The sequence below is a fragment of the Streptomyces sp. NPDC060031 genome, from assembly GCF_042736805.1.
Lineage (GTDB): Bacteria > Actinomycetota > Actinomycetes > Streptomycetales > Streptomycetaceae > Streptomyces.
Genome location: NZ_JBHWVM010000013.1, coordinates 45702 through 65571 on the forward strand (window position 1 = coordinate 45702; position 19870 = coordinate 65571).

15 protein-coding genes are annotated in these 19870 nt (G+C 69.8%); 8 read left to right on the forward strand and 7 right to left on the reverse strand.

Annotated features, from left to right (window positions below):
- Position 1: 1 nt before the first annotated feature.
- Positions 2-1330: a hypothetical protein gene (locus tag ACFWB8_RS08340; protein WP_385223699.1), complete on the forward strand. Its 1329-nt coding sequence runs from the start codon at positions 2-4 to the stop codon at positions 1328-1330.
- 100 nt (positions 1331-1430) lie between these two features.
- Here ACFWB8_RS08340 and ACFWB8_RS08345 read toward each other — a convergent pair whose 3' ends face one another.
- Both ACFWB8_RS08345 and ACFWB8_RS08350 read right to left on the reverse strand, forming a co-directional pair.
- Positions 1431-2858, reverse strand: a complete 1428-nt coding sequence (locus ACFWB8_RS08345; RefSeq protein WP_385223700.1) for a serine/threonine-protein kinase — start codon at positions 2856-2858, stop codon at positions 1431-1433.
- Complete coding sequence (locus ACFWB8_RS08350; RefSeq protein WP_385223701.1) at positions 2855-3610, reverse strand: serine/threonine protein kinase; 756 nt, start codon at positions 3608-3610, stop codon at positions 2855-2857. Before ACFWB8_RS08350 ends, ACFWB8_RS08345 begins: the two co-directional genes overlap by 4 nt.
- A gap of 534 nt (positions 3611-4144) precedes the next feature.
- On the opposite strand from ACFWB8_RS08350, the gene ACFWB8_RS08355 reads away from it, so the two are divergent.
- The gene (locus tag ACFWB8_RS08355) at positions 4145-4612 is read left to right on the forward strand and encodes an Imm50 family immunity protein (RefSeq protein WP_385223702.1); all 468 of its coding nucleotides are present in this window, start codon (positions 4145-4147) and stop codon (positions 4610-4612) included.
- Positions 4605-5000 (forward strand): Imm50 family immunity protein, encoded by a 396-nt coding sequence (locus tag ACFWB8_RS08360; RefSeq protein WP_385223703.1) that lies wholly within the window; start codon positions 4605-4607, stop codon positions 4998-5000. Before ACFWB8_RS08355 ends, ACFWB8_RS08360 begins: the two co-directional genes overlap by 8 nt.
- Before the next feature lie 369 nt (positions 5001-5369).
- Here ACFWB8_RS08360 and ACFWB8_RS08365 read toward each other — a convergent pair whose 3' ends face one another.
- Positions 5370-5774, reverse strand: a complete 405-nt coding sequence (locus ACFWB8_RS08365; protein ID WP_385223704.1) for a hypothetical protein — start codon at positions 5772-5774, stop codon at positions 5370-5372.
- A gap of 169 nt (positions 5775-5943) precedes the next feature.
- Between ACFWB8_RS08365 and sigJ the strand changes: the two genes are divergently transcribed.
- A complete protein-coding gene (gene sigJ, locus ACFWB8_RS08370) occupies positions 5944-6933 on the forward strand; it encodes an RNA polymerase sigma factor SigJ (protein WP_385223705.1) in 990 nt (329 codons plus the stop codon).
- A 36-nt stretch (positions 6934-6969) separates the two neighbouring features.
- On the opposite strand, the gene rph is transcribed toward sigJ, so the two are convergent.
- Positions 6970-9600 (reverse strand): rifamycin-inactivating phosphotransferase, encoded by a 2631-nt coding sequence (rph, locus tag ACFWB8_RS08375; RefSeq protein ID WP_385223706.1) that lies wholly within the window; start codon positions 9598-9600, stop codon positions 6970-6972.
- A gap of 939 nt (positions 9601-10539) precedes the next feature.
- Between rph and ACFWB8_RS08380 the strand changes: the two genes are divergently transcribed.
- Together ACFWB8_RS08380 and ACFWB8_RS08385 are read left to right on the forward strand one after the other, a co-directional pair.
- A complete protein-coding gene (locus ACFWB8_RS08380; RefSeq protein WP_385223707.1) occupies positions 10540-12150 on the forward strand; it encodes a TROVE domain-containing protein in 1611 nt (536 codons plus the stop codon).
- A 35-nt stretch (positions 12151-12185) separates the two neighbouring features.
- The gene (locus ACFWB8_RS08385) at positions 12186-12407 is read left to right on the forward strand and encodes a hypothetical protein (protein WP_385223708.1); all 222 of its coding nucleotides are present in this window, start codon (positions 12186-12188) and stop codon (positions 12405-12407) included.
- Positions 12408-12757: 350 nt separating this feature from the next.
- Here the strand turns inward: ACFWB8_RS08385 and ACFWB8_RS08390 are convergent, their stop codons facing one another.
- From ACFWB8_RS08390 to ACFWB8_RS08400, 3 genes are all read right to left on the reverse strand, one after another.
- On the reverse strand, positions 12758-13138 hold the full coding sequence (locus ACFWB8_RS08390; RefSeq protein ID WP_385223709.1) for a nuclear transport factor 2 family protein: 381 nt from the start codon (positions 13136-13138) through the stop codon (positions 12758-12760).
- 330 nt (positions 13139-13468) lie between these two features.
- Positions 13469-14404: a protein-ADP-ribose hydrolase gene (locus tag ACFWB8_RS08395; protein WP_385223710.1), complete on the reverse strand. Its 936-nt coding sequence runs from the start codon at positions 14402-14404 to the stop codon at positions 13469-13471.
- 131 nt (positions 14405-14535) lie between these two features.
- Positions 14536-15633: an alpha/beta hydrolase gene (locus ACFWB8_RS08400; protein WP_385223711.1), complete on the reverse strand. Its 1098-nt coding sequence runs from the start codon at positions 15631-15633 to the stop codon at positions 14536-14538.
- A 724-nt stretch (positions 15634-16357) separates the two neighbouring features.
- Here ACFWB8_RS08400 and ACFWB8_RS08405 point away from each other — a divergent pair.
- Positions 16358-18319: an FAD-dependent oxidoreductase gene (locus ACFWB8_RS08405; RefSeq protein ID WP_385223768.1), complete on the forward strand. Its 1962-nt coding sequence runs from the start codon at positions 16358-16360 to the stop codon at positions 18317-18319.
- A gap of 1096 nt (positions 18320-19415) precedes the next feature.
- Positions 19416-19859 carry a hypothetical protein gene (locus tag ACFWB8_RS08410; protein ID WP_385223712.1) on the forward strand — a complete coding sequence of 148 codons (444 nt, stop codon included), beginning with the start codon at positions 19416-19418 and terminating at the stop codon, positions 19857-19859.
- The last annotated feature ends 11 nt before the right edge of the window (positions 19860-19870 follow it).

Below are 19870 nucleotides of genomic sequence, written 5' to 3' on the forward strand. Positions count from 1 at the left end.
CGTGCGGAACCGTTCCGGCAGGCGGCCGGCAGATACCGCCTGGACGCGGTGGTGGGCGCCGTGGCGCATCGTCGTCGTCCTCATCGCGGCGATGGCCCTGGGGGCCCCGGGCCTGCCGGGACTGCCCGGCCTGTCGGCGACGCCGGCCCACGCGGCGCCCGTCCCGCCGGGCGGCGCCCACACGGGAGGACCCATCACGCGTACGGAGGTCCTTGCCCGGGCCCAGGGCTGGTACGAGCACGCCCAGCAGCGCAAGCCGGGCGAGCCACAGGACCAGGCGGTCGTCACGTACAACTCGAACAAGTGCTACCTGACCGGGATCGGCACCATCGCCAACACCTGGACGGGGCCGGGCGGATGCGAGGACTCCACCGCGCCGGACGGCCCCAAGGGCTACTACCGCGCGGACTGCTCCGGCTTCGTCTCCATGGCCCTCATGCTCGGCCACAGCTACGCGGTGACGGTGCCCGGGGGCTCGCTCGCCCAGAGCGCCCTGATGAAACCGGAGGGCAAGGAGGAACTCAAGCCGGGGGACGTCCTGATCCACTTCGACAGCGACACGAACAAGCGGCACACGCGCCTGTTCGACATGTGGGTGGACGGGAACCACAGCGAGTACTGGGCGTACGACTTCGGTGCGACTCCGGTGAAGCACAAGCGCTACGCCTGGTCGGACGGCTACTTCGCCCCGTACCGCTATCTGAAGATCGTCGACGACGACACGACCCACTTCCTGCCCGAGGGCGCGACCGTCCCGCCGGGCGTCAACTACCTGACGGTCAAGTACTACAAGCCGTGGGCCGAGGACGGCGCCGCCACCTTCACGACGTGGGGTGACGCCTTGAACGTGCGGGCTCAGGCCAATACCTCGAGCGGGGTCGTCGGCACGATCGCGGGAGGGTCGAACGTACGGATCTCGTGCCAGGTCCACGGCCAGAGCGTGACCGCCGAGGGAACCACCAACGACGCCTGGTCCTACCTCCCGGACTACGGGGGCTGGATCACCAACATCTACCTCCAGGGGCCGGCCTGGATGCCGGGGGTCAATACCTGTGCTGCCGGTGGCGGCGGGAACGGGGCCTCGTTCATGACGTGGGGTGACGCCTTGAACGTGCGAGGGCAAGCCAATACGTCGGGCGGGGTCGTCGCCACCATCGCGGGAGGGACGAGCGTACGGGTCTCCTGCCAGGTCCACGGCCAGAGCGTGACCGCCGAAGGGACGACCAACGACGCCTGGTCCTACCTTCCGGACTACGGGGGCTGGATCACCAACATCTACCTCCAGGGGCCGGCCTGGATGCCGGGGGTCGACACCTGCCTGATCGTCTGACGACACCGCCACCGCCCCCTGGGACCGGATTCCGCTCCGGCCCCGGGGGCTCGGGGGCCACGAGCTCGCGGGCTTGCGCTCTGCGGCCCGTTGGGCGTGCTCAGCCCGGGGACGCCGCTGGACACACCGGCACGCCCGGGTCGTCCCGGGTGCGTACCGCGGGCAGCCACCCGTAGCCCTCCGGGACGTCGTCGAGCCGGATCTTGTACCACCGCGGGGTACCGACGCCGAGCTCGTCCTCCACCCGGTCCCCGTCGTTGACCACGCAGTCCGTCTCCAGGGCGTCCCCGTGCCAGACCCGGTGGGTCACCACGTTCATCCCGTCGTACTTGCGGTGCGGGTCGCGGGCCAGTCCCAGGCTGCACGCCGGAACCCGTTCGGTCTGCGCCTTGCAGTTGCCGTCGATGTTGTAGACGTGGACCGTGGCGGCGGCCCTCGCGCTGTCGAACGGCCACAGCAGGCCGAGGCCGCCGGCGACCGCGGCGAGGACGACCACCGCGACCACCGCCGCGACGACCCGGCCCCGGAGCCTGCGGCGCAGCGGACCCCGGCCGCGCGGCGCGCCGTGCGCGGCGGCCTCCTCGATCCTCGGCAGCAGGGACCGCATGGTGTGTCCGGCGCGCACCGCGGGGTCGGCTGAGAGGCAGTCGGCCAGTACCGCACGCCAGAGTTCGGACACCTCGGGATCGAGCCGCAACCGCGCCCGGTCGGCGGCGTACTCCTGCACCGCGGCGCCCCGGGACACCGGCGTCGCTCCGGCGAAGGGGAAGCCTCCGTTGGTCAGGGCCTGGTGCGCGGTGATCCCGAACGCCCACACGTCCGTGGCCGGCCGGGTCAGCACACCGCGGTGGCTGACCTCCTCCGTACGCCGTTCCGGCGGCAGGTAGTCGGGGGAGCCGAGGGGCGGCGCGTAGCCGTGGGTGCCCTCGAGCTGTGTCGCCAGTCCGAAGTCGGCCAGGCGGACGGAACCGTCCGCCATCAGCAGCACGTTGCCGGGTTTGAGGTCTCCGTGGACCCAGCCGGATTCGTGGAGGTGCGCGAGCGCGCCCGCCAGCTGCAGGAGCACTGCGTCGGCGTCGTAGCCGGAGGCATCTGCGAACAGGTCGAGCAGGCTGCGCTCGGCGCGTTCCATGACGAGGACGACGGCGCCGTCCAAGGCGGGTTCCTCCGGATCGGACACCACGGCGGTGTCGTAGATCTGGATCACGTGCGGGTGGGCGGCCGAACGGCTGAAGGCGACTTCCCGGTCCGCGGTCTCGGCCAGTGCCCTGGCCTGGCGCGGGGCCAGCCCGGCGGTGGACAGGAACTTCAGGGCTGCCTCGGTCGGTTCACCGGGCGCGGCGGGCTCGATGCGGCGGGCGAGGTGGACGCTGCCCCAGCTACCCGCCGCGAGGAAACCGGTCACCTCCCATTCCCCGATCCGGTATCCGGGCGGGACGGCCACCGTGCCCGGGGCGTAGGGCGCGTCGGGGGAGTTGGCGGAGTCGGGGGAGTCCGGGAAGTCGGGGGAGTCGGGGGAGGCGTTCACGACGGCTTCCGGGTGGTCGGGATGCGGCGCGGCAGCAGGGCGAGGTGTTCCTCCTGGACCAGCCCGAAGCGGATGGCGACCGAGACCACGGCCTCGCGCTTGCCGTTCATCCGCTGTCCCTCGGCCGCCGACCTGCGGACCCGTAGCTTGCTGCGGGCGAGGTAGTCGATGTGGAAGTTGACCGAGTGTTCGCTGATGTCCTGGCAGCCGGGCAGCCCGCCGAGCCGTTCGACGAGCTGGCGCGTGGTCGGTACGGCCGACACGGACTGGTCCCGCAGCCTGGGCTCGCACAGCGCCACCAGGATCAGGAAGTACGTGGCCGACTCGTCCAGGGAGAAGGCCGCGAGCGTCGCGTCCCCGGCGAGGTCCGGCCGCTCGGGCGTCTCGCAGTAGACGTGGGCCGGGGCGTACACCTGGAAGAACTGGGCTTCCCCGAGGGACGGCAGGACGACCCGCGCGAACTCGAAGGGGATGGGCGCCGCGATCCGGCGGGGCGCGACGCGAAGGAACTCGCCCGCCCCCTCCGGGTTCTCGACCAGGTAGCTGCTCGTGGTGCTGAAGTTGGTCAGACGCCAGTGGTCCTCCACCGCGTGGATCTCACCGGCGATGCGCGGGATCGCCGCGTCTTTGAAACCGATCCCCACGGGTTGTCCGGGCGTCCCCCGGCCGAAACGGACGGATTCTCCCGGGCCCAGCTTCAGGTTGGCCGGGGCGCCGTCGTGGTACGCGGGAACGTGAACCAGCACGCTCATTGTTCTTCCCCCTCTGCGTGAGCTTCGCCGCAAGGCCCGCGGAGGTGGTCAGCAGCCACGGGCGTACGTCCGGCGAAGTGGCGCGACGATATCAGTGATCGCGACATGCCAATCCACGTCTGTCGACGACGGCTGCCAGCGACGGCGGCGGCCGCTGGCCGGGGCCGGATGCCCTGGCCGGAACCTGCCCGTCTCGAATCCCACCGGGGCATTGCCGAAGGGGGGTGACGGTGCATCGGGCGAGGCTGGACGGCGGTGACGGGGCCTGGGCGGACCAGACTCGCCGCCTTATATTCGGACGCCAGGAGAGGACCCGCTACGCTCCTCCATCTGGAACGAGGCCCGTCTCGGGCGATGTGACAGGACCTTCGACAAGCCCGCCCTGTCACTCCAGTTCAGCGGCACTTTTCCAGGTATCTGGCCGCCCCCTGGACGATGATCGGGCCGGCCTCGCTGGGCGCGAGGTGCCCAGAGCAGAGGAGCCCACGCATTTCAGCCGACACGTGGCCGGAGCTCTTGCTCCCCTCCGAGCGGTTGACCGCGCTCTATACCGAGCTGCCACCCTTGGAACACCTGGTGCTCAGGTCGGTCCACCTGAGCCCCTACGGCCCCGGTGTGAAGTTGCGGGTGGACCTTCCGCGCTTCCCGGACCTCGCCCCCCTGGCCTGGACCAAGGCTGGCTGCGATCGGTTCGAGGCCCAGATCGAGTTCATGGCTGTCGGCGCGGACCTGCGGATGCGGGGTATCCCCGACTGCACGGTGGTCGACATCGAGTTCAGCCCTCTCGTCCAGATCCGCGAGCGCCGGATCGGCGTCGCGGTGCACGGAGCAGGGTTCTCGCTGCAATTCACCGCATACGCCGCGCTCAAGACGAGCCGTCTCAACGCGTATCGCTCTGGCGACGCGGACCCCTATACGGCTGAGCGCTGGTTCGTGAGCCGAGTCGACCAGCATCTGCACCAGGTGCTGCCTCCCACGACCAGGAGGGGATTCTATGACTGACCGTGACTGGTCTGCCGAGGTGGCCAATCCCGGGACGCTCCGCGAGGTCCTTGGCACACCCCCGCCGCCGCTGACCGACTACGACCTGCTCGCCGTCCACATCGACGAACGCGCGGCGTCGGTCACCTTGAGGTTCTTTGCCTTCGCCGTCCCGGCGGGAGCCGCTGTTCTATGGCACGCGCAAGGACACAACGCGGTCGAGTTCTTCCTGGTCTGCACCCAGGTGGAGAACCTTGCCGTGGACGGGTGGTCCACCCGCCCGATCACTGCCATCACTCTCGACGGGACGTCCGTCGTGCTCACCGGCCCAGGAAAGCAGGTGTCCTTCGAGGCAGGCGAGATCCACGCCGAGGCTCCAGTCGGGCTGTTGGCCAGTAGGTCGCAGTGACGTCACCGGCACATCGGAAGTGCATCCGCCAGTCCGGCCTGGCAGACAGCCGAGCACCTCACCGCGGCTGGTCCGGAACATCCGTGGACCTCCTCGACTGGGGCAGCCTGTGACGTCATCGAGGGGTGGGCGCGGAGATCAGCGTTGACACAGGCGTCGACCGCGGGATGCCTGTTGACACCCACAAGGACCGGCCTTCCGGTGCGGCTGCCAGGAGCGGGGTGGGAGGGAACGCCGCCGGAGTGGCGAAGTAGCGCTGGTCGTTGGACTCGTCCGGCCCGTACTGGCTTTTCACCTCGCTGCACCGACACGGGTGGAAGGCTCCTTGTCGGCATGGCGGTCGTTTCTCCGTGGACGGTCGCGCGGCGGCTACGGCCGGGTGTCGGAGCGCTCCGACACCCGGGTGGACAGGGCCTGGCTCAGGGCCAGGACGCTCAGGCCGAACATCAGGATGCCCAGGGGGACATGGAGCGACGGTATGTGCGCGACGCCCAGGACCACCTGTACCGAGGCGAGTACGAGGAAGCCGGACGCGTACAGGATCGGGCGGGGAGATCCGCCGCCCGGCCGCCACGCCAGGATCGCGGCGAGCACGTACAACATCGATGCGCCGTACATCACGCGCGCGCCGACGCTGTGCAGTGCCTCGCCGTAGGACGAGGACAGCAGCAGTCCGGCGGTGACTGCCTGGCAGAAGATGGCCAAGGTCTGCAAGGCGATCGCGACCTGCAGGAAGGTGAGTCCGCCCCGTACCGCCGTCGTCTGTGTGGCCATGTCGTGGTCCCCTCATCTGCCTCGCGGCGGTGATCGGTAGTGTCTCGCTGGTCCGACGACGTGGGCCCGGGAAATGTGAGGCGAAGCGTCGATCTCGTAGTCCGGTGCGGTGTTTCGGCGAAGTGTCGAGAGCGGAAGCGGACGAGAAGCACCAGGAGCGGTGACGACCATGAGCATCCCGTCCGAGCCAGGGCATGACCGGTCCGAGCCGGGCCTGAGTGTGATCGTCGGCGAGCGGCGCCAGCTGATCAATCTCGCGTACCGGCTGCTCGGTTCGCTGGCCGAGGCTGAGGACGCCGTTCAGGAGACCTACACCCGCTGGTACGCGATGTCGCGGCCACAGCAGGAGGCCATCGAGTCGCCCGGCGCCTGGCTGACGACGGTGGCCAGCCGCATCTGCCTCGACGTGCTCGGCTCGGCGCGGGCCCGGCGCGAGCGCTACGTCGGCGCATGGATACCCGAGCCGCTGCCCGACCGTACGGAGTGGTTCAGCGGGCGGGCGGGCGGCGGCAGGGCCGAGCCGGCCGACCCCGCCGACCGGGTCACCCTGGACGAGTCGGTGAACATGGCGTTCCTCGTCGTACTGGAGTCGATGACGCCGGCCGAACGTGTGGCGTTCATCCTGCACGACGTCTTCCGCTACTCCTTCGCCGAAGTCGCCGAGATCGTCGGCCGGACGCCCGCGGCATGCCGGCAACTGGCCTCCTCGGCCCGTCGACGTATCCGCGCAGCGCAGGTTCCGGTGCGTCCGGCGGCCGGGCAGGCAGGTCTGGTGCGGCACTTCAAGGAAGCGTGGGAGGCCAGGGACATCGATGCCCTCGTCGGCCTCCTCGACCCCGGCGCCACGATGACCGCCGACGGCGGCGGCCTGGTCGGCACCGTCCTGCGCCCGGTCGAGGGCAGCGGGCGCATCGCCCAGTATCTGATCCACATCGCCGACAAAGCCCCTGGGCTGACGCTCCTGGAACGGACGGTCAACGGCCGGCCCGGCCTGGTCGCCCAGCACGCCGGCGTCACCGTGACCGTGGCGGCGTTCAGCCTGAGTGGCGACCGCATCGATCGCATCTGGGCGGTCCGCAACCCGGAGAAACTCCGCCCGTGGGCCGAGACCGAGACCGAGACCGAGACCGAGACCGAGACCGAGACCGAGCAGAGCTGAGCGACGCCGGTTCGGCCCCGGTCTCGGTGTGTTCGGTCAAGGCAGGATCTCGACGTACCCGTCGGTTCCGTGCACGCGGATCCGCTGCCCGTCCCGGATCAGCCGGGTGGCCTGCTCCACGCCCACGATGGCAGGCAAGCCGTACTCCCGGGCGATCACCGCGCCATGGGTCATCAGGCCGCCCACCTCCGTCACCAGGCCCGCGATGCCGACGAACAGCGGCGACCAACTGGGGTCCGTGAAGGGCGTGACCAGGATGTCGCCCGCTTCGAGGTCGGCATCCGACATGTCAAGGATGACGCGGGCCCTTCCCTCGATGGTCCCGGCGGAGACCGGTAGGCCGATCAGGGCGCCGGCCGGCACGTCGTCGCGCCGGTACGCTCCGGTGAGGGCCTCACCGTCCGATGTGAGCACTCGGGGCGGTGTGAGCGCGTGGTACGACCGGAACGCTTCCTTCCGCTGCTGGATGAGCTGGTCATCCACCTGGTTCGAGCGCACGACGTCGTGGAGTTCTTGGAACGTCAGGTAGAAGGCGTCCTCCTTCTCAGGAAGCACGTTGGCCTGCACGAGGCGCTCGGCCTCCTCCAGCAAGGCCTGCTTGTAGAGGAAGTACCGGCTGACGATGCCGTACTTCGGGTACTCCCGGTACCCGATGAAGGTCCGGACCCGGTCGATCATCCGCTTGGCCTCGTCGGCTTTCTGCTCCCCGTCCGGCAGGGCCCGCAAGCGTGACAGCACGTCCTGTTCCTTCTGCTGCGCCTTCCGCCGGCCTTCCTCGAAGCGCCGCTCGGCGGCCCCCGGCTCGAAGTTCCTGACGTTGTCGAGGATCACGGGCACGAGCGTGGTGGGACGCTCGCGCCAACGCGGCCTCGTGATGTCGATCTCGCCGACGCAGCGCATGCCGTACCGGTCGAGGTAGGCCTCGATGGCGTCGCGCGCTTCGCTCCCGCCCGCGAGTTTCGCCAGCTCGTCCAGGAAGCCCTCTTCCTCGACGCCCTGCAGGAACGCCACCACCTCCGACTGGGGGCGGATCACGTCCGCGACGTCGAGCAGCGCCAGTCCCATCTCCGACGTGACGTTGCCGGGGGCGGACAGCGTGAGCGTGTCAGCCGCGTTCTTCTCGCCCAGCCACTCCTGCAGCGTGTCGTTGAGCCACCAGGTGGCCTCCATCCCGGCCATGATCGCCTGAAGGCTCAGCGGATCACTGAGCACTCGCTTGTGCTCCTCGAAGGCCTCCTCCAACAGGAAGTCGAACAGCGCCGGTCCGGTCTTCGTCCGGATGTCGCGCTCCAGGGCGGCGATGGACACCCGGCTGCGCTCGATCAGCTCGGTGACGATGGCCGGGTCGGTCTCGATCGGGGCGGACGCGCCGCCGGCCGGCGGCCCGCCGGTACCCGCGTCGGGGAGCGGGTCTGGGAGCGGGTCCGGGAGCGACGGGACGAAATCGTCGTGGTCGAGGACGGTCTCCAGAGCGTCCCTGATCAGCGGATCGCCTCTCCCCAGGACGTCCAGGAGACCGGCGCGGCTCGTGGGCGCGGCCAGGCGCCGGGTGACGTCGACGAACAGCCTCCCACCGGCCTCGTGCATCGGCACCATGGCCGTCAGCTGCCACATGGACAGCCCCAGGGGCTTCATGGGGTCGGTCATCATCTGCCCGTGACCGACGGAGACGTAGACGTGGTTCTCCTGGTCGCCGCTCTCGGGGATGGGGACGGGGAACAGCGTCGTGATCGGCCGGCTCTGAACGATCTGGAAGCCGTCATCGACCAGGCACCATTCGATGTCCTGCGGGCGGCCGAAATGGGCTTCGATCCGCCGCCCGAGCTGCACGAGCCGCACGACCTGCGCATCCGTCAGCGCCGGCTGCTCCTGCTGCTGCGCGTCGATCGCCACCTCCTGCGTACCGCCGGCCGGCAGGGCGTGAACGGCACGCTGTTTGGCGGCGATCGCCTTGGCGACGACTTCGCCGTGTCGCACCTTGAAGACGTCCGGGTTCACCAGGCCGGAGACCAGGGCCTCGCCGAGGCCGAAACCGGCGTCCACGGTGGCGACCTTACGGTTGCCCGTGACCGGGTCGGCCGTGAACAGGATGCCCGCCGCGTGCGGGAAGACCATCTGCTGCACGACCACGGCCATGTGGACCGTACGGTGGTCGATGCCGTTGCGCTGGCGGTAGATCACGGCCCGCTCGGTGAACAGCGAGGCCCAGCACCGGCTGACGTACCCGAGGATCGCCGTCGGCCCCACCACGTTCAGGTACGTGTCCTGCTGGCCGGCGAAGGAGGCCGTCGGCAGGTCCTCTGCCGTCGCGCTGGATCGGACGGCGTAAGCGGCTTGCTCGCCGAGCCGGGCGAGCGCGCGGGTGATCGCCGCCGCGAGATCGCCCGGGATGGCGACCCCCTCGATGGTCCGACGAATCTCCTCGCTGAGCGTGCGGATCGCCTCCCGGTCGTCCGGGTTCACGCGCGACAACTGATCGAGCAGATCGTCGAGCGACGGCTCTTGCGCCATGATCCGCCGGAAGGCGTCCGTCGTCACGCAAAAGCCACCCGGCACGCGGATGCCTTCGATCCGCGACAGCCCGCCCAGGTGCGCGCCCTTGCCGCCGACGACCGCGACCAGCGTCTCGTCGGCCTCCTGCAGATCCCACACGTACTGCTCGATCATCGCGATACCTCCGAGGCAGCCGTGTCCCGTTGCACTGCGGTGGCCGATCGAATCACCGGCGCCGCCTCCAACTCTGTCGAGCTTCTTGTCGAGCACGTACTCATCCCTGGCTGCATTCCCTCTGACGAGTCGGGCGGCGCGCACCCCCGCACCACCGCCCCGAGCGCTCGCGACCGCACTGCCGGTCCCACCACTGGTTCGACGTCACCGCGTCCCCCATACGTCGACAACAACACCCGCACGGCCTGCCCCCATTTCCGCAGGTTGTGGCCTCGGCCGCCGATTCTGCGCCACCACCCGGGTCTTGCGGCAAGCCCCCCAGCGCGCTATAAGTTGAGAGTGGCGAGGAGAGAGTTCTCCTTGCCTTTGCCCTTTGCCGTGGCGCGCCGCGTACGGGTACGCGGCGTCGGCCCGGGCGGATGTCCCATCGGCCTACGGATGCGGCCACGGAACCAGAAGTGCTTTCCCTTGTCGGCAAGGCCCGAACGTCGAGCGCGCCGCCCCCTCCCGGAGGTCGTGCGCATCGCCCCACGCACAACCCCCCATGCCTGGGACGAGAGCATGGGTCGATTGCCGGATTCGGTGAAGCGCTCGAGAACGCCGCTTCGCCCGCATAGAGTTCCAGGTCAGGAACTCTGCTCCCCGCGCCCGCGGGGGATGAACCCGACGGCCGGCCGAGGTCCCAGAACAGGCCTGACGTTTAATCGCTGGTGCGCGGTTCAGTGGGCCGCATAGGTTGGCAGTGCGACCGCGCCTCCGATGCGCCCGGCTGCGGCTACTTCCTCTGACAACCAAGTGACGCCGCCGCCCCTTTTTGATCTCGGCAGGCGCGGTCCGTCTTCGCCCCGTCGGACCTTGTGTCCGGGGCGTCCGTTCCTTTGGATCCGGGGGGATTCACTGCCTCGTTACACCCAACGCGTCTCCAAGGTCTGGTCTGAGATGCTCGTGGCCCCGCCCGTCTCCGCGGCCGCCCGTACGCCGCTCGCACCGGATGTCCACCACTGGCCCGCCGGGCGGCCCTTCCGTACGTACGAAGGCGGCCCGGCCTTCGTACGGGAGCCGCGGGAGGAGCTCTTCCTGCTGGCCGTCGGGAACTTCGTCTCCCAGCAGACCTTCTACGAGAGCGGCCGCGAGCGCGACGACCGGTACGCCCGCCTCGTGGGTGAACTCGCCGTCGAGGACCCCGTATGGACGGCCGGCCTGCTGCGCTGGCTTCGCAGCGAGGGCAACATGCGTACGGCGTCCCTGGTGGGCGCCGCCCGGTACGTTAGGGCCCGGCTCGAGGCGGGGTCGTCCGAGGGCCCGTCCAACCGGTCCGTGATCGACTCGGTGCTCCAGCGCGCCGACGAGCCGGGAGAGATGCTCGCCCACTGGACCTTGGTGTACGGGCGCAGCGTGCCGCTGCCCGTGAAGCGGGGCATCGCCGACGCCGTACGCCGGCTGTACTCCTCCCGCTCCCTGCTGAAGTACGACACCGCATCCAAGGACTTCCGCTTCGGTGACGTGCTCAACCTGGTGCATGCTTCCCCCGACCCGGAAAAGCCCTGGCAGGGCGCGCTCTTCCGGCACGCCCTGGACCGCCGCCACCACCCGGAGCAGGCGGTCGTGCCGGTCTCCGACCGGCTGTTGACCGCGCACCGGGCTCTGATGGAGGTGCCGGCGGACGAGCGGCGGGCCGTGGTGACCGGGCCGGGTGGCGCCGAGCGGCTGGCCGCGGCGGGTATGACCTGGGAGGCCCTGGCGGGCTGGCTCCACGGACCGATGGACGCGGCCGTCTGGGAGGCCGTGATCCCCTCGATGGGGCCCATGGCGCTCCTGCGGAACCTGCGGAACTTCGACGAGGCAGGGGTTTCGGACGAGGTGGCCGCCCAGGTCGCCGCACGGATCGCGGACGCCGCCGAGGTCGCCCGGTCCCGGCAGTTCCCCTTCCGCTACCTGGCCGCCCACCGGCACGCGCCGTCGCCGCGCTGGGCAGACCCGCTGGAACGGGCGCTGGGCCACTCCTTGGCCAACGTACCGGTCCTGCCCGGCCGGACGCTGATCCTGGTGGACCGCTCCGACTCCATGTTCTGGGACACCGTCTCGGAGCGGTCCAAGCTGAAGCGGGCGGATGCGGCGGCCGTGTTCGGTGCCGCGTTGGCGATGCGCGCCGAGCAGGCGGACCTGGTGGAGTTCGGCTGGTCCAGCGCGGAGGTGCGGTTCGAGGCGGGGGAGCCGGTGCTCGAGGTGCTGAAACGGTTCCACAGTCTCGGAGGCACCGAGACCACGAAGGCCGTACGCGCCCACTACCGGGAGCACGACCGGGTCCTGATCGTCACCGACGAGCAGGCCGCGTCCGCGCCTCGCGGCGGCCGCCGCGGGCCGGCCGAACCGGTTCCGGCCGAGATCCCGGTCTACACCTGGAACCTGGCGGGGTACCAGCCCGCGCACGGCCCCGCGGGCCCCCACCGGCACACCTTCGGCGGCCTCACGGACACCGCGTTCCGGCTGATCGGCCTCATCGAGGCCGGCCGCCAGGCCGACTGGCCGTGGACTACGGGCCCGGCGTAGCGTGCTCCACCAGGGTGGGCAGCGGACAACGCCGTGTGCTCCTCGACTCCCGCTTTGTTGGCCTTCTTGATGACCACCTTGACGCTCAGGGCGCTCATCCGGAGAACGTGACCACGGTGCTGATCGCCATCGCCGGCTATTTCATTCACCAGTCCGTCCAGGCTGCGCCACCGGGGCTGCCGACTCTGCGCGAGTTTCAGGGGGCCCAGGGCGAAGCTGCACTCCGCTGGTTGCGGCAACGGTCGAGCTGGAGCTAAGCGGCTACGGCGAAGTCGGGTGCTGATCCTTTCCCCGTCCGGGCTCGCGACCAGCGCGGACGGCGTGGGAACAGCAGCGCGCTTCACCGCATCCGCTCAGTGCTGTACCTGCCTCCCCGAAGGGGTGCTCCGTGCGTGGGCCCCCAGCCAGGGGCGGAAGCTGTAGGAGTTGCGGATTCCGAAGAGACAGGCGAGGCCGACGTTGGTCCTCCTCGGGATCGCCGAAGAACCGTCCTGTTCACACAGGGAGTCGATCGCCGCGTTCTCTTCGTCGCTCAGCTGCACATCGAGCGCAACGCTGAAGACGGCCCGGGCGCGCGCCAACCGGCGAGTGACGTCCCAGCCAGCGATCAGAACATGGTGTTGTCGTTCTTGGAGGTGGGTGGGATCACCTGGAGGACGTCCCAGTGTTCGACGATCTTGCCGCCCGCGTCGAAACGGAAGATGTCGATGCCGGCGTACTCCTCGCCGGGCCAGGTCTGGTGGCAGTGCAGGATCACGTGGTCGCCTTCGGCGAAGGCGCGCTTGACCTCCACCCGCTTGCCCGGGTACTCGGCGGCCATGCGCTCGAAGTAGTCGATGAACGCCTGTTTGCCGTCGCCGACGTGCGGATTGTGTTGGATGTAGGTGTCGCCGACGTGCCGGTCGATGGCCTCGGCGGGGCGGCACTGGTTGAACATCAGGTCGTAGAACGCCTTCGCCGCGGCCTTGTTCTTCTCCGGATCGCTCATGGTGCCACCGTAGGGTCGGCGGCCGGGTGCGGCACGGTGAGTGCGTCGAGCAGGTGGTCGGCTCCGCCGGGGACGGGCAAAGTCCGGCTGGCGAGGTCGGCGGGGGTCTCAGAGCGGGTGGGATTGACGCGTACGAGGCGTGGGTGCGGGATATGGCGGGTGAGGTGTTCGCCCGGCCATCGGATGACGCCAGGGGTGTTGCATCCGGCGCCGAATTCGAGGATGAGCAGGCGGGTGCGGTGCCGGCCGGGGCGGTCCCCACACGGTCGGCCGCGCCGAGCCGGGTGCGTATCGTTCCTGCGGCGGCTTCCAGGTCGAAGGCGGGCTGGTTCATCGGGGCTGGGGCCCTTCGGTCAGTGCCTGGAGGTAGACGGCGAGGTCGTCGTCCGCGTACACGTTGAAGATCACGCGGTCGAGCCGTCCGGGGTGGAGGTCGAGCCATTCGGCCACGGTGTTCAGGGCGGTGCGGGCGGCGGGCGTCTTGGGGTAGCCGAAGACGCCGGTGCTGATGCCGCAGAACGCGACGCTGCGTATGCCGCCCACTTCGGCGGCGAGGTCGAGGCAGGCACGGTACGAGGCCGCCAGTGCCTGCTGGTGCTGCGGGAGCACGGGGCCGTCGACGATCGGGCCGACGGTGTGCAGGACGTAGCGGGCGGGCAGGTGGTAGCCGCGGGTGATCTTGGCGGTGCCGGTCGGCTCCGGGTGGCCCTGCAGGGACATGATCGCGTGGCAGTCGGCGCGCAGGCGGGGGCCGGCCGCGGCGTGGAGGGCGTTGTCGATGCACGGGTGCATCGGGGTGAAGCAGCCGAGCAGGGCACTGTTGGCGGCGTTCACGACGGCGTCCGCGCCGAGGGTGGTGATGTCGCCCTGCCACAGCGCCGTACGGTCGGCGGCCTGGTACGTGGCGTGGGGAAGCGTGTCGCGGACGGTGGGCAGCGAGGCTGCGTCGGTGGTGTCGCGTGCCAGGCGTTCGCCGGTGAGGAGCGCGTCGAGTACGCGGACGGTCCCGGTGGGCAGCGGGCCCGGTTGCCGGACCGTCAGCACAGCGCGCAGGAGCCGCCGGGCGGCGGCATCGTCGATCCGGTCCACTGCGCCGGGGCGCAGCCCGACCCTCACCGCCACCGGGTCGTCGCCCAGCAGGCCGAGCGCCTCTCGGACCAGGTCGGCGGACCGGTCATCCGGGTCATGGCCGGGGTCGGGTCGAAACGGTTCGTCCAAGGCGATGGCGGCGCTGTAGGCGGCGAGCGGCAGTGAGGTGGGGTGCACGGTGGTCCTCCGGACAGTGGGCACGTGGCGGGTCGAAGGTGAGCTGGGTCTGCCGGAGTCCATTGCCCCGGCAGCGGATCTTCAAGGGCGTCTTCGACAGACTGCGGCCACGCTGAACCCCAGGCGCACCCCTATTGCGGCTTCGGTCCCTTCATCAGCTTGCTGAGCTGCTCCAGGGGACCTTCCTTCATGCCCCGGACGTAGTCCCAGCCGTTGTGGTCGCCGCCCTGGATCTCGTGGATCGTGACCTTGACCGGGCCCTTGCCGTACTGCTGCTGGAACTTCTCCATCCGGTCCCGGCCGCCTTCCTTGGTGCCGTACTGGAAGAGGACGTTCACCTCAGGACCCTTGCCGTTGATCAGCTTCGGGGCGAGCTTCTCGGGGTTGTTGGCGTCCATCTCCGCCTGGTGGCCCTTCCACAGCGGGGAGTCCGGGACGATCTCGCCGCCGTTGGCGATCACGGCCCGGAACCGGTCCGGTTTCTGCAGGAGCTGCTTCAGGCCGACGAAGGCGCCGGAGGAGTTGCCCATGAAGGCCCAGCCGTCGCGGGACTTGTAGGTGCGGAAGTTGGCCTGCGCGAGGTCGGGTATGTCCTCGCCGATCCAGGTGCCCATCTTGGCCTGGCCGGGGATGTCGGAGCCGTCGTAGTAGTACTTGCTGTCCGGGTTGAGGATCGGCATGACCAGGATGAAGGGGAGGCTCTTGCCGGTCGCGGCGCCCTCGGAGACGGCCTTCTGCAGGCCCAGCTGCGGCATGGTCGCCCAGTAGTTGTCGGCGTTCCCGTTGCCCCCGGGCAGCGCGATCATGACCGGGAAGGCGCTCTTGGCGTACTCCGGCCGGTCGTACTCCTTGGGCGTCCACACCCAGACGTTGCCCTCGAAGCCCGACTTGGGGCCCTTCACCCGGGCCTTGGATATGCGGGTGCCGTCCTCCAGCTTGACCGTCTGCTTGAAGTCGGCGAACGGCCCGGCGGGGAGGGACACGTCCGGATCCCCGCTCGGCGCGGCGGCCCGGTTCCCGCTGCCGCCCGCCTCCTTGTCCGCTGCGGCGGGGGGCTTCCCGTAGCTGACGGCCTCGCCGTTCCCGTCGAACCAGTCCGTCTTCCAGTGGATCCACCCGGCGCCCCCGCCGGCGAGCAGGGCCACGGCCACCGCGGAGCCGATCCACACGTTCTTACGGGATCGCTTGGGCTGCTGCGGGTACTCGTGCACGAACTTCGCTCCGAACAATTGCGGCTGCCCTTGCGGGGCCGAACGGGTAGGGGTTCTCCCTTCTTCTGATGCACTTCATGACCCCCAAGGTTGCAAAAAAACGCACAAAAGTTGTCGTTTCGGTTCGTGAAGAGGCGGCGAGCGGCCGCGCCCGATGAACGCGCCCGACGAGCGCGTCCGGCGGAGGAGCTCGGGCCGCACCGCCCCGCCGTCGTGGACGGCGGGACGATCCGCGCCGCGTTGATGCCGACCACAGCCGCGACCCCCGTCCAAGTGAGCCCCCAGGCGATAGAGGCGCCGCGATGCCGGACGCCTCGGTCGCCGGGTTCGTGGGGTTACCCGGCCGGTCCGCGGTGCTCCTAGGCTTGGCCGGGGCAGCCGCCGGCCGGTGGCGGACCCTTGTGGGCTGTGTGCGGTCACCGCGCTGGAACAGGAGCCATGGCCCGATTGCCGGATTCCGTTGCAAGTGCTCGAGAATGCCGCATCGCCCGCATAGAGTCCCAGGTCAGGAACTGTGCAGGTACTCCGCGCGCATGCGGGGATCGGCACCATCGCCGCCAGTTGCTCCGCGTTCGATGCCCCTCACGACCCCAGGGGAGGGGAGGGGAGGGGAGTGGCGCCCGTGCGAACCTCAGTTCGTCAGCACGGGGCGGCGCGCGACGCACGTCCGGGTGGTACTTGCCCGCGCGGGCGCATTCTGGCCGTTCGGGCCCGGGCGGGCCGCAAGAGTTGGGCCATGATCATGGATCCCGATGCCAACTCCGGAACCCCTGAAGTTCCCGGAACCCCCGGCGAGCCCTCACCGGCGCCCTCCCGCCACCCCTCCCGCCGTACCGTCATCGCCGGAGCGGCCGCCGTCGCCGGAGCCGGCGCGCTGACGGTCGCCGTCACCTCCGCCGAACCCTCGCAGGCCGTCCCCGCAGCCGCGGTCGCCGACTGGGCCTCCTGCCTGACGATCGCCCGGGCCATCCTCGTACGGGACGACGAGGACCAGCCGCTCGTACCGCGCTACGCCGACATCCTCCTGAAGAACGGCCTGCCCCGCTCGCGCCGCCCCGGCAAGAAGGTGCTGATCGTCGGCGCCGGGCCGGCCGGCCTCACCGCCGCCCACCTCCTGCGCGAGGCCGGCCACCAGGTCACCGTCATCGAGGCCAACGCCAACCGGGTGGGCGGCCGGATCAAGACCTTCCGCACCGGCGGCCACGAAAACGCCGCCCAGCCCTTCGCCGACCCGAAGCAGTACGCCGAGGCCGGCGCGATGCGCATCCCCGACAGCCACCCGCTGGTCACCGGACTGATGGACGGCCTCGGCCTCAAGCGCCGGCGCTTCCACCTCGTCGACGTGGACGGGGCCGGCCGCCCCGCCTACCGGACGTGGATCTACGTCAACGGCATCCGCGTCCGCCGCGCCGACTACGCGCGCGCCCCACAGGTGCTCAATCGTTCCTTCGGCGTCCCGAAGGCGTACGAATCCGTCCCCGCCTCGCAGATCGTCCGCGACGCCTTCGCCCCCGTACGCAAGGAGATCGAGGGCAAGAAGGACAAGGAACTCGTCGAGGGCTGGGCGCGCGTCATCCAGCGCTACGGCCACATGTCGATGTATCGATTCCTGACGGAGGAGGCCAAGCTCGACGAACGGACCATCGACCTGATCGGAACCGTCGAGAACCTCACCTCCCGCCTGCACCTCGCCTTCGTGCACAGCTTCATCGGCGCCTCGCTGATCAGCCCCGACACCGCCTTCTACGAACTGCCCGACGGCACCGCCACCCTGGCCGACGCGCTGTACGCGCGCGTCAAGGACCTCGTACGGCTCGACCGCCGCGCCACCCGCATCACCCACGGCGAGGGCAAGGTCACCGTCGAAACCGTCTCCGAGGGCCGCGGCGGCAGCCCCGTGCGGCGCGAGACCTTCACCGCCGACACCGCGATCATCACCGTCCCCTTCTCCGGACTGCGCCACATCCCCATCGCCCCCGCGCTCTCCTACGGCAAGCGGCGCGCGGTCACCGAGCTGCACTACGACGCCGCCACCAAGGTGCTGCTCGAATTCAGCCGCCGCTGGTGGGAGTTCGACGAGGCCGACTGGAAGCGCGAGCTCGAGGCCGTGCAACCCGGCCTGTACCGGAAGTACCAGACCGGGCAGAGCCCGTCGGACGGAACACTGATGGGCGCCCACGACTCCGTACCCGAGGGCCACATCTCCAGGGGCCAGCGCTCCCACTACGCCGCCTGCCGCGTGGTCTCCCGCGACCAGCCCGAGGCGGCCGGCGTCATCGGCGGCGGCTCGGCCACCGACAACCCCAACCGCTTCATGTTCCAGCCCTCCTACCCCGTCGAAGGCAGCCCCGGCGGCGTCATCCTCGCCTCCTACAGCTGGTCGGACGACGCCCTGAAGTGGGACTCACTGGACGACGAGGAGCGCTACCCGCGCGCCCTCGCCGGGGTCCAGGAAGTGTTCGGGCAGCGCATCGAGGTGTTCTACACCGGCGTCGGCCGCACCCAGTCCTGGATGCGCGACCCGTACGCCTACGGTGAGGCGTCCGTACTGCTGCCCGGCCAGCACACCGAGCTCTTCCCCCACGTCCGCAAGGCCGAGGGCAACCTGCACTTCGCCGGCTGCCACACCTCCATCAAGCCCGCATGGATCGAGGGAGCCCTGGAATCCGCGGTGCGGACCGCCCTGGAAGTGCACACGGCTTGATCCGCTCCCCGGGCTGAAGCCAGCACCTCAACAAGGGCGCGACGTGGAGATCGAATGACCTGGCCGACATGGTCTACCTGTCCTGTGCGGCCGCATACGCGGACTTCATCGTCGGTGAGAAGCACATGCGCGATGTTTTGCAGCGCGGCCTGAAACACACCGCACGCTCGACACAGGTCTATCGGCCGGACTCGCAGATGCCGTGGCGGCGGGAGGCGCTGGAAGCGTCTCCCGCCCCCGTACAGCCCGCGCAGGAGCCTGGGATGACACCCCGACCTTGAGCCTACTGGGTGCCGGGGCCGGTGTCTCTCGCTGCCCGAGCAGGGAGCGGGCCCCGCCACCGCCACCCCCTCAGAGGTGGCCGCAGCCACCCGTGTGCCTTCCGCACCCGTTCAGCACATAAATGTCGGCATCTCCACCTACTGCCGAAATAATCCTCTATGTCCGTCCGGTCTCTGAGTGCCGGACCTCATGAAAAGTGGTGAGAGACATGTGGCGGGTCACATATCGCAGGTGCCTGACGGCACTCGCCGGCTGCCTGGTCGTCGGCGGCGTTCTTCTGCCGTCCTCGGCTGAAGCTGCTCCCCTGGTGACTACCAGGTGGTCTTGCAACGGGGGGCCGGTCTTCACGGTCACCACTACCCCGCAGGCCACCTCCCTGCTGAGGCAGATCTACCCGCGGTACGGCTGCCAGCAGGTGGGGTAATCCGCACCGTCTCGGGCCGCGCGTCGCCACGGCCGCAGCCCGGGGCGGACGGCTGCAGGACGCCCTGCCCACAGCTCACGCAGGGAGGCACTCCGGCCAACCCATCCACATGGCTGGAGTCGGTGACGTTCTTGTCGGATGCCCTTGAGCTGGCATCGGAGGCGGATGATCTCCTCGCCCTGCCTTCGGTCTCGGACGCTGGCCTGGCTCTGGTCGGCGTGGCCTTCCCGCTCGGCGAGGACGGCCGTCAGCCGCGCCACCATGAGCCGAGGCGTCACCCGCACTGACCTGGTCCAGGGGTTCCGGGACCAGACGGGTGATCGATCCCCGTTTGACATGGTTCGAACGGATGGCAGGGTGGTAGGTGGGGTCAATGTTGGGAGGCTCGGCATGGCATCCGGATCGGTATGGCGTTCGGCAGCGCGGCAACTTCCGCTCAGGCTCACGGTCGGCACGTTCTTCCTGAACTCCGGGCTCTCGAAACGGGGTGCGGACGAGGCCACCGCCGAGAGGCTGCATCAGTTCGCCGCCACTACCTACCCGTTCCTGGGCAAGTGCGATGCCCAGAAGTTCGTCCGGCTGGTCTCGGCCGGGGAGATCGCTATTGCCACCGCGCTGCTCCTGCCGGTCGTCCCTGCCGCTGTCGCGGGGGTTGCGCTGACCGCATTTTCAGCCGGCACCCTCGGGCTCTACCTTCGTACGCCCGGGATGCGGCAGGAAAGCAGCCTGCGCCCGACCGAGCAGGGAATCGCGCTGGCCAAGGACATCTGGATGCTGGGCATCGGCGTCTCCCTCATCGCCGACGGCGTGAGCGAACACCGGCGATGTGGTTGAAATGGCAAGTC

Excerpts from the sequence above, each read along its gene's own strand:
- ACFWB8_RS08350 (WP_385223701.1), bottom strand. The coding sequence starts at position 3,610 with ATGAGCGTGCTGGTTCACGTTCCCGCGTACCACGACGGCGCCCCGGCC.
- ACFWB8_RS08360 (WP_385223703.1), top strand. The coding sequence starts at position 4,605 with ATGACTGACCGTGACTGGTCTGCCGAGGTGGCCAATCCCGGGACGCTC.
- ACFWB8_RS08365 (WP_385223704.1), bottom strand. The coding sequence starts at position 5,774 with ATGGCCACACAGACGACGGCGGTACGGGGCGGACTCACCTTCCTGCAG.
- sigJ (WP_385223705.1), top strand. The coding sequence starts at position 5,944 with ATGAGCATCCCGTCCGAGCCAGGGCATGACCGGTCCGAGCCGGGCCTG.
- rph (WP_385223706.1), bottom strand. The coding sequence starts at position 9,600 with ATGATCGAGCAGTACGTGTGGGATCTGCAGGAGGCCGACGAGACGCTG.
- ACFWB8_RS08380 (WP_385223707.1), top strand. The coding sequence starts at position 10,540 with ATGCTCGTGGCCCCGCCCGTCTCCGCGGCCGCCCGTACGCCGCTCGCA.
- ACFWB8_RS08390 (WP_385223709.1), bottom strand. The coding sequence starts at position 13,138 with ATGAGCGATCCGGAGAAGAACAAGGCCGCGGCGAAGGCGTTCTACGAC.
- ACFWB8_RS08405 (WP_385223768.1), top strand. The coding sequence starts at position 16,358 with ATGGATCCCGATGCCAACTCCGGAACCCCTGAAGTTCCCGGAACCCCC.
- ACFWB8_RS08410 (WP_385223712.1), top strand. The coding sequence starts at position 19,416 with ATGGCATCCGGATCGGTATGGCGTTCGGCAGCGCGGCAACTTCCGCTC.